This is a genomic window from Deltaproteobacteria bacterium, assembly GCA_016213065.1.
In the GTDB taxonomy this organism is placed as follows: domain Bacteria; phylum UBA10199; class UBA10199; order SPLOWO2-01-44-7; family SPLOWO2-01-44-7; genus JACRBV01.
Genome location: JACRBV010000083.1, coordinates 1 through 14637, shown reverse-complemented (window position 1 = coordinate 14637; position 14637 = coordinate 1). Strand labels below are relative to the sequence as shown.

General features: G+C 45.2%; 16 protein-coding genes and 1 tRNA gene. 11 read left to right on the top strand and 6 right to left on the bottom strand.

Annotated features, from left to right (window positions below; all coding sequences use genetic code 11):
- Together HY877_05080 and bamD are read right to left on the bottom strand one after the other, a co-directional pair.
- The coding region (locus HY877_05080; protein MBI5299649.1) for a tetratricopeptide repeat protein at positions 1-203 on the bottom strand (203 nt) is incomplete at its 3' end.
- A gap of 9 nt (positions 204-212) precedes the next feature.
- A complete protein-coding gene (bamD, locus tag HY877_05075) occupies positions 213-971 on the bottom strand; it encodes an outer membrane protein assembly factor BamD (protein MBI5299648.1) in 759 nt (252 codons plus the stop codon).
- Positions 972-1059: 88 nt separating this feature from the next.
- Here bamD and HY877_05070 point away from each other — a divergent pair, with 88 nt between their 5' ends.
- Genes HY877_05070 through HY877_05055 form a run of 4 tightly spaced genes read left to right on the top strand, consistent with a single transcriptional unit; the run spans position 1060 to position 5242 of the window.
- Positions 1060-1305, top strand: coding sequence for a DUF1844 domain-containing protein (locus HY877_05070; protein MBI5299647.1), 246 nt, complete (start codon positions 1060-1062; stop codon positions 1303-1305).
- Positions 1302-2723 (top strand): DegQ family serine endoprotease, encoded by a 1422-nt coding sequence (locus HY877_05065; protein MBI5299646.1) that lies wholly within the window; start codon positions 1302-1304, stop codon positions 2721-2723. Before HY877_05070 ends, HY877_05065 begins: the two co-directional genes overlap by 4 nt.
- The gene (locus HY877_05060) at positions 2724-3989 is read left to right on the top strand and encodes a CBS domain-containing protein (protein MBI5299645.1); all 1266 of its coding nucleotides are present in this window, start codon (positions 2724-2726) and stop codon (positions 3987-3989) included.
- Positions 3986-5242 (top strand): divalent metal cation transporter, encoded by a 1257-nt coding sequence (locus tag HY877_05055; protein MBI5299644.1) that lies wholly within the window; start codon positions 3986-3988, stop codon positions 5240-5242. The genes HY877_05060 and HY877_05055 overlap by 4 nt, the downstream gene beginning before the upstream one ends.
- Here HY877_05055 and HY877_05050 read toward each other — a convergent pair.
- Together HY877_05050 and HY877_05045 are read right to left on the bottom strand one after the other, a co-directional pair.
- Positions 5239-5433 carry a DUF2283 domain-containing protein gene (locus HY877_05050; GenBank protein ID MBI5299643.1) on the bottom strand — a complete coding sequence of 65 codons (195 nt, stop codon included), beginning with the start codon at positions 5431-5433 and terminating at the stop codon, positions 5239-5241. The genes HY877_05055 and HY877_05050 overlap by 4 nt on opposite strands.
- Positions 5433-5690 (bottom strand): DUF4258 domain-containing protein, encoded by a 258-nt coding sequence (locus HY877_05045; GenBank protein ID MBI5299642.1) that lies wholly within the window; start codon positions 5688-5690, stop codon positions 5433-5435. Before HY877_05045 ends, HY877_05050 begins: the two co-directional genes overlap by 1 nt.
- 148 nt (positions 5691-5838) lie before the next feature.
- Here HY877_05045 and clpB point away from each other — a divergent pair, with 148 nt between their 5' ends.
- The 4 genes from clpB (at position 5839) to HY877_05025 (ending at position 10652) form a co-directional block, all read left to right on the top strand.
- The gene (gene clpB / locus HY877_05040) at positions 5839-8415 is read left to right on the top strand and encodes an ATP-dependent chaperone ClpB (protein MBI5299641.1); all 2577 of its coding nucleotides are present in this window, start codon (positions 5839-5841) and stop codon (positions 8413-8415) included.
- The gene (gene cyaB / locus HY877_05035) at positions 8402-8941 is read left to right on the top strand and encodes a class IV adenylate cyclase (protein ID MBI5299640.1); all 540 of its coding nucleotides are present in this window, start codon (positions 8402-8404) and stop codon (positions 8939-8941) included. The genes clpB and cyaB overlap by 14 nt, the downstream gene beginning before the upstream one ends.
- An 88-nt stretch (positions 8942-9029) precedes the next feature.
- Positions 9030-9305 (top strand): ATP-binding protein, encoded by a 276-nt coding sequence (locus HY877_05030; protein MBI5299639.1) that lies wholly within the window; start codon positions 9030-9032, stop codon positions 9303-9305.
- A gap of 132 nt (positions 9306-9437) precedes the next feature.
- On the top strand, positions 9438-10652 hold the full coding sequence (locus HY877_05025; GenBank protein ID MBI5299638.1) for an ATP-binding protein: 1215 nt from the start codon (positions 9438-9440) through the stop codon (positions 10650-10652).
- Between the two features lie 17 nt (positions 10653-10669).
- On the opposite strand, the gene HY877_05020 is transcribed toward HY877_05025, so the two are convergent.
- Positions 10670-12001: an ATP-binding protein gene (locus HY877_05020; GenBank protein MBI5299637.1), complete on the bottom strand. Its 1332-nt coding sequence runs from the start codon at positions 11999-12001 to the stop codon at positions 10670-10672.
- A gap of 44 nt (positions 12002-12045) precedes the next feature.
- Between HY877_05020 and ispE the strand changes: the two genes are divergently transcribed.
- The gene (gene ispE, locus HY877_05015; protein ID MBI5299636.1) at positions 12046-13029 is read left to right on the top strand and encodes a 4-(cytidine 5'-diphospho)-2-C-methyl-D-erythritol kinase; all 984 of its coding nucleotides are present in this window, start codon (positions 12046-12048) and stop codon (positions 13027-13029) included.
- 6 nt (positions 13030-13035) lie between these two features.
- Here the strand turns inward: ispE and HY877_05010 are convergent.
- A tRNA-Gln gene (locus tag HY877_05010) sits at positions 13036-13106 on the bottom strand.
- A 21-nt stretch (positions 13107-13127) separates the two neighbouring features.
- Here HY877_05010 and HY877_05005 point away from each other — a divergent pair.
- Positions 13128-14078, top strand: a complete 951-nt coding sequence (locus HY877_05005; GenBank protein ID MBI5299635.1) for a ribose-phosphate pyrophosphokinase — start codon at positions 13128-13130, stop codon at positions 14076-14078.
- A gap of 143 nt (positions 14079-14221) precedes the next feature.
- The coding region (locus HY877_05000) for a 50S ribosomal protein L25 (GenBank protein MBI5299634.1) at positions 14222-14637 on the top strand (416 nt) is incomplete at its 3' end.

Below are 14637 nucleotides of genomic sequence, written 5' to 3'. Positions count from 1 at the left end.
TTGATTTCGAGAGCTTTCTGAAAAACCTCGATCGCCGATTCAAATTTTCCTTCCACATGATAGATAACCCCCAGCATATTGTAAACATCGGCATAGCGCTGATTTTGATTCACTACTTTGCGCAAAAAACGCTCGGCGGTGACGTAATCTTTGTTTGCAAAACATTTTTTCCCTGTCTCCACCAATTCCTGAATGTTGTTCATAAATGCTCCTTATTTCTTCACTCTGTTTAAAAAATATTTTTCGGCTTTTGCACTCAAGTGATCTTTCGGAAAATTCTGAAGCAAAGTTTCAACGGCTTGCCGCGCATTTTCCTGACGTCCTTCTATCATGTTTGCTTTGACCAAGCGGTAAAGACTTTTGGCGGTCAGAGGCGACCGCGGGTATTTGTCAACCAGCTCTTTGAAACGTCCGATGGCCGAAATGTATTCTCCGGTCCGGTAATAAAAATTGGCTATATAATAGATGCGCTTTGCCAGACGGCCATGAACGGCATTGAGGACCTCCACAATCTGGTCATGATAGGTTCCTTGGGGGGCGGCACGCAAAGCCATCTCCAACTGTTCGCCCGCCTTGACAAGATATTTCTGATCCCGATCAACCGCCTTTGGCGCCTCTTTAAAATAGGAAACACCGGCGCGATACAAGGCATAATCCACCTGAGGATGATTGGGATGCAGTTTGACAAAGTTCAAGTAAGTATCGGCCGCGAGAAGATATTGCTGTTGCTGAAAATAGTTTTCGGCAATGCGCAACTCGGCCTCCTGCCCTTGTGCTGTTTGTGGAAAACGGGATTTGAAAATTTCAAGGCACTCTGTGGCTTCTTCATATTTATGGTGTTGTGAAAGGGAGAAGCATTTTGTAATTTCAACTTCGGGATCTTCTTTGCCGATGTCGAATTTCTGTTTGGCGCAACCAACTGATACCAAAAAGGGGAGGCAAAACAAAAATATCCGGCTTCGTTTTTTCATGGAGGCGGATTGTAGGGTTATTTAATTTCCAAGTGCAACAGGAAAGTTGACAAGTGTAAGGTCAAAGAGTTAAATCTCGTCTGGTTTTATGCCGCAAATTGACTTCACAACATTTATTTTGTCTCTGGCTTCTTCGGTTCAGGTGCATATGGGTGCTGTGCCCGACCCCACCACGAAGACAACGACAAAAAATCTAACAATGGCCCAGCAAACCATTGATATTATTAATCTTTTATCTGAAAAAACAAAAGGCAATCTGACCGCTGAAGAGGGAAAAATTTTGGAACAAGTTTTATACAGTTTGCGCATGCAATTTATCGAGGCCAACAAATGAAAAAATATTCTCTTTCTCTGTTTTTTTTGTTCTCTGTTTTTTGTCTTCTGCTTTCTTTCCCCTCCAACGCCGCATGGTATGAGGGTCGTCCAAATTCCTTTGCTCCACTGGTCAAGAAAGTGAAAGCGGCTGTAGTCAATATTTCCACAACCAAAAAAGTAAAGCGCCCGGCAAACCGTTTTCCGCGTTCGCCTTTCGGAGAAATGGATCCTTTCGAAGAATTCCGGAAATTTTTTGAAAATCAGGCACCTCGTGAAGAAGAACAGCACAGTCTTGGAACCGGTTTTATCATTAACAAAGACGGCGATATTTTGACCAACAACCACGTTGTGGGGGACGCCGATGAAATCCTCGTTAAACTTTTTGACGGGCGCAAATTCAAGGCCTCCGTAGTGGGGCGTGATGAAAGAAGCGATATCGCCGTCATCAAAATCAAAAGTAAAGAAGATTTCCCGTTTGCCACGCTTGGAAATTCTGATCTGATGGAACCCGGCGATTGGGTCGTAGCTGTGGGAAATCCTTTTGGTTTTGAGCAGACTGTAACAGTGGGCGTTGTGTCGGCAAAGGGCCGCGTCATACAGGATAGCCGTTCTCCTTTCGCAAAATTTATTCAAACCGATGCCTCAATCAACCCCGGCAATTCAGGCGGGCCTCTGTTCAATGCGGAAGGAGAAGTTATCGGCATCAATACAATGATTTATGGTGTTGGAACCGGTATTGGTTTTGCCATTCCAATCAACCTTGCAAAAGAAGCCGTGCCGCAACTTATTTCAAAGGGAAGTGTCACACGCGGATGGCTCGGTGTGCAGATCCAGCAAATGACACCGGAGTTGGCCGAGTCGTATGGGCTGAAACAGGAACAGGGAGCCTTGATCGGCGGTGTGATGCCCGGGTCTCCTGCCGAGCAGTCGGGTCTTAAAAGGGGCGATATTGTTTTGGAGTATGATGGCAAAAAAGTGGAAGAACCGTTTGATTTAAGTGCTTATGTTGCCAGCAGTACCGTCGGCAAAACCATTAAACTCAAAGTGTTGCGCCAAGGCAAAGAACTGATGATCGAAGCCAAAGTAGGCAAACGGCAGGAAGAGGGAGCCGCCAAACAGGAAAAACCCCAAGCTCCCAAAGAGCAAGCTGTTGCTGATGTATTGGGCCTTTCCGTTCGAGATATAACACCTGAGGATGCGAAGAAACTCAATCTTCCAACTCCCCACACCGGTGTGATTGTCGATCAGGTGCAACCCGGTTCCAGTGCGGAAGACCATGACGTGCGCGAAGGAGACCTTCTTTTAGAAATCAACGGCGTCAGTATCAACAACGCGGAAGACTATGAACGCGAGGCGAAAAAGTTGACTAAAGATTCTCTGGCCCGCCTGCTCATTGGCCGAGGGTCGATGACAATTTACGTGGCGTTCCGAATTTAAATGTCACCAACCGCCGAAATGTTTGCATCCGACCTGATTGGCAATCTTGTGGTAGATCATACACAGGAAACGGTTGGCCGCATCAAAGACATCATCCTTTCTGAAGGAGAAACTTTTCCAAAAATTGCGGGTCTGTTGATCACGACGGAGGAGGGAAAAAAAGAACCCAAAATTCTTCCGATGGGAGAGATCAACCTGATTGGGAAAAAATTTATCTCAACCCGGGTTCCAAAAGAAGAAGTGAGTCTCCTCTCCCCGGAGCATAAAAATATTCTTTTGCTGATGCGCGATGTCATTGACCAGCAGGTGGTTGATCTGGAAGGCGCCCGCGTTATCCGGGTCAACGATTTGCAATTTGCCAAAGTCGGTCATGATGTGCGTTTGATTGCCGCGGATATTGGTTTGCGTAGTGTGTTGAGGCGTCTTGGTCTGGAAAAATTTGCCGGTTGGGTCTTGCGTCTCTTTCATAAATCCATTCCCGAACAACTCATCAGTTGGAATCATGTGCAAAGTCTGGCGGAGGGGAAGGTGTCTCTTTCTTCCAAAGGAATTACGCATCTTCACCCCGCCGATGTTGCGCAGATCATTTCCCAGTTGAACACGGAAAATAAAACGGCCATTTTATCTTTGTTGTCGGACAAAACCGCGGCCGAAGCACTGCAGGAATTGGAACCCATGCTGGCGGCGGTGCTTATCGCGAATCTTGATAATAAAAAGGCTCTTAATATTTTGGAGGAAATGCCGCTGGATGCCATTGCGGATGTGTTGCTTGATCTATCGCCGGAAAAATCGTCAGCCCTGCTTGCCGCAATGAGTGTGACTAAAGCGACCCAATTACGCGAATTGTTGAAACACCCGGATGAAACGGCCGGTGGTTTGATGAAGACAGAATTCATCACTTTGCAGGAGGATATGACTTCGGAACAGGTCATTGAAAAATTGCGCGCAATGAAACCCCCCGCGGAAAGCATTTATTATCTTTATGTTGTGGATGCAGAAAGCCATCTGGTTGGTGTTTTGTCTTTGCGTAATTTAATTATTGCACAACCCACCAAACTTATTTCGGAAATTATAAATCAAAACCCGATCACTGTTTCTCCGGAAATGAAACAGAGGGAAGTCGCGGCCATCATTTCCAAATACAACATGCTGGCCGTTCCCGTCATTGATGAGAACAAAAAAATATTGGGGATTGTCACGGTGGATGATGTGATCGATTTCATTTTGCCCCCGATTTCCAAACGCAAAAGAAAGATGCTCGGATGAAACCCAAAAATTGGGAGTCCAAAAAATGGGACTACTGGAAAATGCGTCTGATGGTTTTCCTCTCTGTTGTGGGACCCGGCATAATTACCGGAACCGCCGACAACGATGCGGGCGGTGTCGCCACCTATTCCATCGCGGGCGCGCATTTCGGTTACCGGATGCTGTGGATTTTGGTGGTCATCACTGTCATGCTCTACGTCACGCAGGAAATGGGAATGCGGCTTGGGGTGGTAACGGGAAAAGGACTTGGGGATTTGATACGGGAGCGATTTGGTCTCCGTTGTTCTGCGGTGCTGATTGGTCTGGTTTTCATCGTCAACCTTGTAAACATTCTTGCCGATGTGGCGGGAGTTGCCTCTGTTGCGGACATTTATCATATTCCGAGAATCATGTTTGTCCCCGTTTTTTCGATCCTGATTTGGTTCGTCATTGTGAAAGGGAATTTTAATTTCGTCCAAAATATCTTTCTTACCTCCAGCGTCTTGTTTTTTTGTTACATCATCAATGGATTTATCGCCCACCCGGACATTCCTTCCATGCTCAAGGGAAGTTTGGTGCCAACCATTTCCATGAATCGTGATTTTATGTTCACCGCGACGGCCTTGATTGGTACCACTTTGACGATTTGGGGGCAGTTTTTTATTCAATCCTATTTTGTCGACAAAGGGATCGACAAAAAACATATCAAAAGTGCCAGACTGGATGTGTTGTTCGGAACTGTTTGGACCGACTTCGTCGCCTATTTCATTATTATTTCGTGTGCCGCAACTCTTTATGTAAAGGGAATCCGGATTGAAACAGCCTCCGATGCCGCATTGGCGTTGGGGCCGTTGTTGGGCAATTTTTCGAAGCATCTTTTCGCATGGGGATTGTTAAATGCTTCTTTGTTGGGTATTTGCGTCATCTCAATGGGGACGGCATACGCGCTTGCGGAAGTTTTTGGAACGGAACGAAAAGTAAACGCCTCGTTTCAGGAAGCGCCGCTGTTTTATTCTGTCATGGGAATTTGCATCGCAATTTGCACGATCGTTGTGTTATTCCCAAAACTGTCCATTATTTTTATCCTGACCGCGAGTCAGGCACTCAATACACTGGTTTTGCCCCTCGTTTTTTTCATCATTCTCAAACTGATCAACGACAAAGAATTAATGGGCGAACACACCAACCGCCCCCTGTCCAATGTCATCGCATGGATTACCATCGGCAGTTTCACCGTCATCTCTCTCCTAATGCTTTTTCTGACTTTTTTCTAACTGACAGCGTATTCAACAGAGGTGGGGCTCTCAACACGTTTTGAAGCATCCAAAATTTCCATGCCGACAATATTGCCTGCCCGATCATAATCCATAATCACACCCGGTTTACTTTCATCGCTTTCTTCAATAGGAGCGTTGCTAAAAGAAATTCTCAAAACATCGACTTCAGAATCGTAGGTGACTTTCATTAAGACCTCCAATACTTTTCTATTTTGCTGGTTCGATAAGCTGTTATAACCACTGTTGGATTTATGGTATCGTCAACGACAACACGGAGCAAGTAAATTTTTCCACCTCCAAAATCTATTTTGGACTGATAAGTTTTTTTGCCGCCGTATTCGTTGACGATTTGTTGCGGTTGTTCCAAAACATTTTCCAACAGTGGTTGGGGGATACCACGACGCTCCATTTCCTGTTTGACATGATTTGTCAGTTTAAATTTCATCGGTTGGTTTTTAATTTGAAAGAGAATGAAGTGCAATGGCAAAAGAGAAAGATCGGGCTGACAGGGTCAGGCCTATAATCCGCAACATCTTTCACTTGGATATAATCTGATCTTGTCTTTTTGATCTACCGATATCATATTGATTAGCATGCAAATGGATCAATGGACATTGAAGGCGCAGGAGGCTTTTCAGGAGGCGCAAAAGCAGGTTTCACAGCGCCAACAGCAGGAATTAACCCCCGAACATTTATTGTTAGCCCTTGCCCGGCAACCCGATGGGCTTGTGCCAGCACTGCTTGGCAAGATCGGGTGCGATCCTCATGCCCTAACGACCCAAATTGAAAAAGATTTGGATCGCCTTCCGCGTGTTTCGGGTGCGGCGTTGGGACAACTTTATCCTTCCAATTCCCTGAGAAAAATTTTGGATCAGGCCGCGAAAGAAGCCGAAGCTCTCAAAGATGAATATCTAAGCGTCGAACATTTTCTTTTGGGAATTGCCGACACAAAAGAAATTCCCGCGTCGGATGCTTTGAAAAAATTTGGAGCGACCAAGGAATCAATTTTAAAATCATTGATGGAAGTTCGCGGCCCGCATCGCGTGACGGATCAGGATCCCGAGGGAAAATTTCAGGCCCTAAAAAAATATGGTCGTGATCTGACGGAACTGGCGCGCAAGGGAAAATTGGATCCCGTCATCGGGCGCGATGAAGAGATTCGCCGTGTAATTCACGTTTTGAGTCGTCGCTCCAAAAATAATCCCGTGTTGATCGGAGAACCCGGCGTCGGCAAAACCGCCATTGTAGAGGGTTTGGCTCAGCGCATTGTTACGAGAGATGTTCCCGACACTTTGAAAGACCGCCGTTTGATTGCGCTTGATTTGGCCGCCCTCATCGCCGGAGCAAAATACCGCGGCGAATTTGAAGACCGTCTCAAAGCAGTCCTCAAAGAAGTTGCCGCCTCGGAAGGCAGTGTCATTCTTTTTATCGATGAGCTTCACACACTGGTGGGCGCTGGTGGTGCGGAAGGCGCGATGGATGCTTCCAACATGCTGAAACCCGCACTTGCGCGCGGCGAACTTCACTGTGTGGGCGCCACCACGCTTGATGAATACAGAAAACGTGTGGAAAAAGATGCGGCACTCGAGCGGCGCTTTCAACAAGTTTATGTGGGAGAACCCTCCGTCACCGACGCCATCTCGATTTTGCGCGGGTTGAAAGAACGCTACGAAGTGCATCACGGCGTGCGCATTCAGGACAGCGCCATCATCGCGGCGGTAACTCTGTCGCACCGCTACATTGCCGACCGCTTCCTCCCCGACAAAGCTATCGATTTGATGGATGAAGCCGCCTCCAAATTAAGAATTGAAATCGACAGCATGCCTTCTGAAATTGATGAACTCGAGCGCCGCATTGTTCAGCTCTCCATCGAAAGAGAAGCGCTCAAAAAAGAATCCGATTCAGCAAGCAAAGAGCGTCTCAAAAATCTAGAAAAAGAATTGGCGGAACTCAAAGATCAATCGCAGGAATTGAAAGCCCACTGGATGCAGGAGCGCGAGATCATCAAGCAGATTCGTCAGGTGAAAGAGCAGGTGGAACAGGCAAGAATTGATCAGGAAAAAGCGGAGCGGGAAGGGGACCTCAACACCGCGGCGGAATTAAAATATGGAATTATTCTGGAGCTCAATAAAAAACTGGAAGCTTCACAAAAAAAACTGGCCGACCTGCAGAAGACTCAAAAGATGCTAACCGAAGAGGTGACCGATGAAGACGTGGCTGAAGTTGTTTCCAAGTGGACCGGTATACCGGTGACACGAATGCTGGAAAGCGAAGTGCAAAAACTCATTCACATGGAAACGAATTTGAAAAAGCGCGTGGTGGGTCAGGATGAAGCGTTGACAAAAGTGGCCAACGCGGTTCGCCGCGCACGCGCGGGACTCAAAGATCCGCATCGTCCCATCGGTTCGTTTATTTTTATGGGACCCACCGGTGTTGGAAAAACGGAAACGGCGCGCGCACTGGCGGAATTTCTTTTCGACAGTGAAAAGGCAATGGTGCGAATCGACATGAGTGAATTTATGGAGAAACACTCGGTGGCTCGCTTGATTGGCGCGCCTCCGGGATATGTGGGTTATGAGGAAGGGGGATATTTAACCGAAGCCGTGCGGCGCCGCCCCTATTGTGTTTTGCTCCTCGATGAAATTGAGAAAGCCCATCCAGATGTTTTTAATATCTTGCTCCAGATTCTGGACGACGGTCGCTTGACCGATGGTCAGGGGCGCACGGTTGATTTCACCAACGCGGTTGTCATCATGACCTCCAATGTCGGGAGCCAATACATTGCGGATGCCAAGGATGAAGAGACGATGACGGAGCGCGTGATGTCTGCGATGAAAGAACATTTCCGTCCAGAGTTTATCAATCGTGTGGATGATCTGGTGATCTTCCACAGTCTCAAGGAAAAACAGATCGAGGCAATTGTCGAAATTCAGCTTAAAAATTTGTTGAAACTTTTGGGCGACCGGAAACTCACATTGAGCTTAAGCCCCGCCGTGAAAAAATTCATCGCGGAACACGGTTACGATCCCGTCTATGGTGCACGCCCGCTGAAACGCGCCATCCAAAAATATATCCAAGACCCTTTGGCCAATGATCTCTTGATAGGCCGTTTCAAAGAGGGCACCACCCTCACCGCCGACCTACAAAGCGGTCAGATTGTTTTTAAATAAAATGCCCAATATCGAAATCAAAGCAAAATATGCCGACGCGAATAAAGCAAAAGCGATTGCGGATAAACTTAAGACCAAATATCTCGGAACGGACCATCAAATTGATACCTATTTCAAAACAAGTGGGGGTCGGTTTAAACTCCGCGAATCTTCTTTAAGCGGCGCGCAACTTGTTCCTTACATCCGTCCTGATCTGGCCGGTCCCAAGAAAAGTGATCATCTGGTCATTCCCGTTGCCGATGCCAATCTTTGCAAATCACTTCTGTCCCAAATTTTGGGAGTGGAAGTCGTTGTCGACAAAATGCGGGAAATTTTTTTGATCGGTAATGTACGCGTACACATCGATTCGGTTAAAAATTTGGGTTCTTTTCTTGAATTCGAAGCGGTGTATCAGAACTTGAATGATGAAAAACAAGAATATGAAAAGGTTGAACTTTTAATAAAAAAATTTGAAATCCGTCCGGAAGATCTTCTGACCGGCTCTTATCGGGATATGGTTTGCACCAGGAATGGGAAGAAATCTTAAAATGTAAATTTTACTCCGTCTGGCGAGTTTTTTTATCTGGCGAGTTTTTTTTCTTGAACTGGAGCGAAGAAGATCGAAAAATCGGGAGATGGAAATATTTTACTGGAAGGATGTTCAGCACAAAGAAGTCGATTTTGTCGTGAAAGACGGCGATTTGGTAAAGGACCTGATTCAGGCCTGCTGGGATTTGTCCAGACCCCAGACAAGGGAGCGCGAAATATCGGCGCTTGTCAGGTCTATGGTGTTGTTCAAAAAAGATGAGGGAATCGTCATCACCGGCGAATACGAAGGCATGGAAAGCATTGACGGCCGGGCAATTAAATTTATTCCGCTGTGGAAATGGTTGCTTGTCCCGCCCGAGTGAAATTGAAAGGTGCCGGGCTTGCAATAGACGCGTTCTTCTTTACTCTGTTTGATGAGTTTTTTTAACATGCTTCTTTATAAATAGTTTTACTTATAATTAAAACATGGTATTTTATGAGAGAAGGTTCTAATTATGATTAAAACTTATATTAAACGTCAAAAATACTTAAGTAAAATAAAGCCTTATATTGATAAGGACATTATTAAGGTCCTTGTTGGGCAGAGACGCGTCGGCAAAAGTTATATGCTCTTTCAGGTAATGGACAAAATTAAGGAAACAGACAGCTCTGCCAATATCATTTACATTGATAAGGAGCTTCACGAGTTTGAAAAAATTTCCGATCACAGATCACTATTAAAATATGTTGAAGATAAATCGAAAGAATCCAATAAACGAAGTTTTCTCTTCATTGATGAAATTCAGGACATAGAAAATTTTGAAAAAGCGCTTCGAAGCCTCAAGTCTTCGGGGAAATTTGATATTTACTGCACAGGGAGCAACGCAAATCTTTTATCCGGAGAATTGGCAACCTATTTGAGCGGTCGCTACATTGAAATAAAAATCAACAGCCTTTCCTATTCAGAGTTTCTCACGTTTCATAAGCTTGAAGAATGCGAAGAATCTTTTTTGAAATATATAAAATATGGTGGCCTTCCCTACCTGATGCATTTGGAGCTTAGTGATGCAATCGTTTATGATTATTTGAAGAATGTCGTCAACACGATTTTATTGAAAGACATTGTTGCGCGTTTTAACATCCGCAGTGTTGCCTTTCTGGAGAGACTTGTTGAATATATAGCCGATAATGTTGGCAGTCTTGTTTCCGCCAAAAAAATCAGTGATTTTTTGAAATCGCAAAAGATAAATATGTCTGCAAATGTTGTTCTGAATTATCTTTCAAATTTGTGTTCGACCTTTTTTATTTATAAGGTCCAGCGACAGGATGTTAAGGGGAAGAAAATTTTTGAAATTAACGACAAGTATTATTTTGAGGATCTGGGGCTAAAGCATTCCATTATCAATTATAATCAGGTTGATATAAATAAAGTTCTTGAAAATTTGGTGTTCAATCATCTTATTGCCGATGGTTTCGATGTTAAAGTTGGACAACTGGATAAGAAGGAAATTGATTTTGTCGGCGAAAAAAACGGGGAAAAGATTTATGTGCAGGTTGCCTACAGGATAACCGAAGAAAACCGTGAAAGAGAATTTGGCAATCTCCTCCTGATACCGGATAACCATCCCAAAGTGGTTGTCTCTTTGGATGAACTGATTGGGGAGACCAGTTTCAAGGGAATCCGTCACATAAATTTGAGAAAATTTCTAATGGAATCCGTTGACGCTTAAGTTTGGCCAACACAACTTTATTCATTGTAGGCAAGCGAAGTTGGTGCGGACAGCAGAAAATTTTCGATTGTCATGCCTGTCACCTGTTTCGAAGTAAATGGCGTATTGCAAATAACCGTTAATTCATCCTTTGGAAATATTTTTGAAAACCAGCTGAATTCAAGCGGGCCTGCCTGCCCCTTTTTCACTTCAATAAAGTTCAGATTCGGAGTTACAAAATCTATTTCGTGTTCTTTTGACGCCCAGAAACTTATGGTTTCCGGATTGGCCCGTCCCATTAAAACACTGCGCCGCCAGATCTCCTGTGCCACAAGCCATTCGATAAAAATCCCCTGTATTTCAGACGGCAAATTTTCAAATTCATGCACATACTTAAGCGACGAAGAATGAAAAGCTATAGCCACCGCAAGATTTATGAAATGAAATTTGCAAGGCTTTCGCATGAGCACGGTTTGTTTGTTAGTTTCTATCGGCCATGAAGGCATAACCGCAAGCAGGTCAGAAAGCTGTTCAACATAACCGCTTGCAACCGTATTATTGGCGAGGCCAGCCTCTCTTGCGAGTTTCGCAAAACCAACAGGGCTACCGCCATATTTCATGATAACGTGCAAAAGCTGTGTTAGCGCCAGCCTATTTCTGCCCGACGAAACAACCTCTCCCAAAACCCAATCACGCACCAGCTGAATAAAATATTCAGGCAGGCGTTCGAATTGGCAGATGTCATTGCAGGCAACGGGGGATCCGCCTGTTAAGAGATATGCTATCCACGACTTGTCGCCGTGCACATTTTCAGAATTGAATTTGAATTCTCTATAAGAGATCGGAAGAAAAATATATTCGTTCTTTGGCAATTTACCCTTTCGCCCCGGAAGTTTTTCCGAACCATGGCGAAGATCCGATGCCTTTGAACCTGTGGTTATGATAAGCACATCTTTGAACAGACCTTGATCAATGATTCGTTTTACTGCTTTCTCCCATTCAGGGACGGCGGTTATCTCGTCGATAAAAAGTCTTTTTACTTTGGCGTCTCCGGCATAGGCGGGATAAAGATTTTTCATTTCTTCCGCGAGTTCATCTGCCGACCCTATCTCGTCCCCATTAAGATAATATGTGGAGGCTTTTCCAAAATCTTCGGCGGACCAGCGCATATTCGTATCAAGCCATGTGCTCTTGCCATATTGACGAGGTCCGCGGATTATTATGAGCCCGGGTTCCGTGGGAAGTTCGTCCAATCCGAATTCGAATCGGAATTGATGGGCCTTTGACTCCATCTCGACAATACGAGGCCACATGTCATCGCGATCGATGTTTCCTTCTGCCAAAAGATGGTTTATCGTCTTAACGTCCATAACGTTAATATACCTAACGTTCTAAACGTTAGCAAGCAAATCCGTTGACGCTTAAGTTTGGTTGGACTATCCCTCCCAGAATGGAATCGCTCCGGTTTTTATCTCCTGCCAAAATTAATCTTTCGCTCAGGATTTTGAATCGTCGCGAGGATGATTTTCACAATCTCCTCATGGTGATGGAAAAAGTAAGTCTGTTCGATGAGATTTTTCTGGAAAAGATTCCAACCGGTATTGAATTAACAGTCCATGGTCCATGGTCCATAGTCCCTAGTCCTATCGAGAAAAACCTTGCCTACCGTGCCGCCAAAATTCTTCAGGAAGTGTCCGACACTTACAGAGGGGTGCGGATCGGGCTGACAAAAAAAATCCCGATGGGGGGTGGGTTGGGGGGTGGGTCTTCCAATGCGGCAACAGTCCTGAAGGGTTTGAATGAACTTTGGGGATTAAATTTGCCCCCGGAAAAGCTCGTCAAAATCGGAGTTCGTCTGGGAGCCGATATTCCCTTCTTTATATATGATGGACCCGCGTTGGTGGGGGGGATTGGCGATTTAATTAAACCTTTAAAAAAGATTGCCAAGTTGTGGATTATTCTAATTAATCCCGGAGTTCCCGTTTCCACTCCTTGGGCTTACAAAACTTGGGATGCGAACGCCTCGATCGAGGGGCGAACAAAACAGCCGCGAAGCGGCGTTGAGGGGGAGGCTCCAACGGCTTTGCCGTTGGAGGGGGCTTTGCCTGCCCCTATGAAACGATTGACACAAGAAAATCAAAATGTTAGGAGGCTCTCCACTTTTGAAGAGGTCCTTCAAGTTTTACATAATGATTTTGAAGACGTTATTTTTCCGGAGTTTCCGGAAATCCAAAAGGCAAAAGAAACACTGGTCAAGGCAGGTGCAAGGGGCACATTGATGAGTGGTTCGGGTTCCACAGTTTTCGGATTGTTTGAAACAAAACCAGCGCGGGATAAAGCGATAACAAAAATCAGAAAAAAAGCGGCGTGGCAGGTTTTTACAGCAGAGAATAACTGAAAAATGTTGGGGCGCCTGGATTCGAACCAGGGATGACAGCTTCAAAGGCTGTTGACTTACCGCTTGTCGACGCCCCATCGAGAGTGGCAAATTTATATATGTATTCGTACAAAAACATCAAGGTCTTTTCAGGAAATGCCAACCCTATCTTGGCGCAGGCCATTGTTGATTGCCTTGAATTAAAATTGGGAAAGGCCGTTGTCAAACGTTTCAGTGACGGAGAAGTTTGGGTTGAGATTCAGGAAAATGTTCGCGGGATGGATACGTTCGTTATTCAACCCACTTCCCAACCCTCCAATGAAAATATCATGGAACTTTTGGTAATGATCGATGCGCTCAAGAGAGCATCGGCTGACCGGATCACTGCCGTCATTCCTTATTATGGTTACGCAAGACAAGATCGGAAAGTGGCTCCGCGCACTCCCATCAGTGCAAAGTTGGTTGCCGATTTATTAACTACCGCCGGTGCCGATCGCATTTTAAGTCTTGATTTGCACGCCGGTCAGATTCAGGGTTTTTTCAATATTCCGGTCGACAATCTTTTCGCGATGCCCGTTTTCATCAAATATATTGAAGATAATTTAAAAGATAATTTGATCATGGTGGCTCCGGATGCCGGCGCCGCAGAAAGAGCCCGCTCTTTCGCAAAACGTCTTAGCTGTCCCATGGCTTTGATCGACAAACGCCGCCCGCAACCCAATGTCACGGAAGTGATGCACATCGTCGGAGATGTGGCCGGGAAAAAAGCCATTTTGATTGATGATATTATTGATACCGCGGGCACGCTGACACAAGCCGCACAAGCGTTAATCAAAGACGGCGCCAAAGAAGTTTACGGGTGTTGCACCCATGCCGTTTTGTCCGGACCCGCTCTTGATAGAATTAATCAATCCGAATTGAAAAAATTAATTACGACCGACTCCATTGCCGTTCGGGAATCCGTTCAAAAATGTCCGAAGGTGGAGGTGTTGTCGGTATCAAGTTTATTGGGAGAAGCGATCCGTCGGATCTACCATTCCGATTCGATCTCTTCCCTTTTTGTTGTTTGAAAATATAACTAGAGTGCATCTCATAAATGGATGTCATCCTGAACGAAGTGAAGGATCTACTTGATAAACAATTGGATTCTTCGCTTTGCTCAGAATGACAGTTTTTCATAACTGTTAGATGAGTTCTAAAAACTGGAGACACTATGGAACGCTTAAAACTAACCGCATCAAGTCGTGAAACAGCAGGAAAAGGACTTACCCTTCTCCGTAACAGTGGTTTTGTTCCGGGTGTTATTTACGGGAAAAAAACCAAACCAAGTTTGGTTCAGATTCCTTTCAAAGATTTGGAAAAAGCCACCACCACAGAAGCCGGCTTCAACGCCATTTTTGAATTGAGCGTTGACGGAAAAGCACAAGGTTTGGTTCGCATTCGTGAATATCAGGCACATCCGATCAAAAGAAATTTTACGCATGTTGATTTTCAGGTAGTGGATCTCAAGGAAACGGTAGATGTGGATGTTCCTGTAGCCGTGATCGGAAAATCAGAAGGCGTGAAAAAAGGTGGAGTGTTGGAATTGCAACGCCGTTCACTTCACTTGCGTTGCTTGGTCACACAAAT

What these genes read in the sequence shown, in the direction of transcription:
- bamD (MBI5299648.1), bottom strand. Translation starts at nt 971, where the DNA reads ATGAAAAAACGAAGCCGGATATTTTTGTTTTGCCTCCCCTTTTTGGTA.
- HY877_05070 (MBI5299647.1), top strand. Translation starts at nt 1,060, where the DNA reads ATGCCGCAAATTGACTTCACAACATTTATTTTGTCTCTGGCTTCTTCG.
- HY877_05065 (MBI5299646.1), top strand. Translation starts at nt 1,302, where the DNA reads ATGAAAAAATATTCTCTTTCTCTGTTTTTTTTGTTCTCTGTTTTTTGT.
- HY877_05060 (MBI5299645.1), top strand. Translation starts at nt 2,724, where the DNA reads ATGTCACCAACCGCCGAAATGTTTGCATCCGACCTGATTGGCAATCTT.
- HY877_05055 (MBI5299644.1), top strand. Translation starts at nt 3,986, where the DNA reads ATGAAACCCAAAAATTGGGAGTCCAAAAAATGGGACTACTGGAAAATG.
- HY877_05050 (MBI5299643.1), bottom strand. Translation starts at nt 5,433, where the DNA reads ATGAAAGTCACCTACGATTCTGAAGTCGATGTTTTGAGAATTTCTTTT.
- HY877_05045 (MBI5299642.1), bottom strand. Translation starts at nt 5,690, where the DNA reads ATGAAATTTAAACTGACAAATCATGTCAAACAGGAAATGGAGCGTCGT.
- clpB (MBI5299641.1), top strand. Translation starts at nt 5,839, where the DNA reads ATGCAAATGGATCAATGGACATTGAAGGCGCAGGAGGCTTTTCAGGAG.
- HY877_05030 (MBI5299639.1), top strand. Translation starts at nt 9,030, where the DNA reads ATGGAAATATTTTACTGGAAGGATGTTCAGCACAAAGAAGTCGATTTT.
- HY877_05025 (MBI5299638.1), top strand. Translation starts at nt 9,438, where the DNA reads ATGATTAAAACTTATATTAAACGTCAAAAATACTTAAGTAAAATAAAG.
- HY877_05020 (MBI5299637.1), bottom strand. Translation starts at nt 12,001, where the DNA reads ATGGACGTTAAGACGATAAACCATCTTTTGGCAGAAGGAAACATCGAT.
- HY877_05005 (MBI5299635.1), top strand. Translation starts at nt 13,128, where the DNA reads ATGTATTCGTACAAAAACATCAAGGTCTTTTCAGGAAATGCCAACCCT.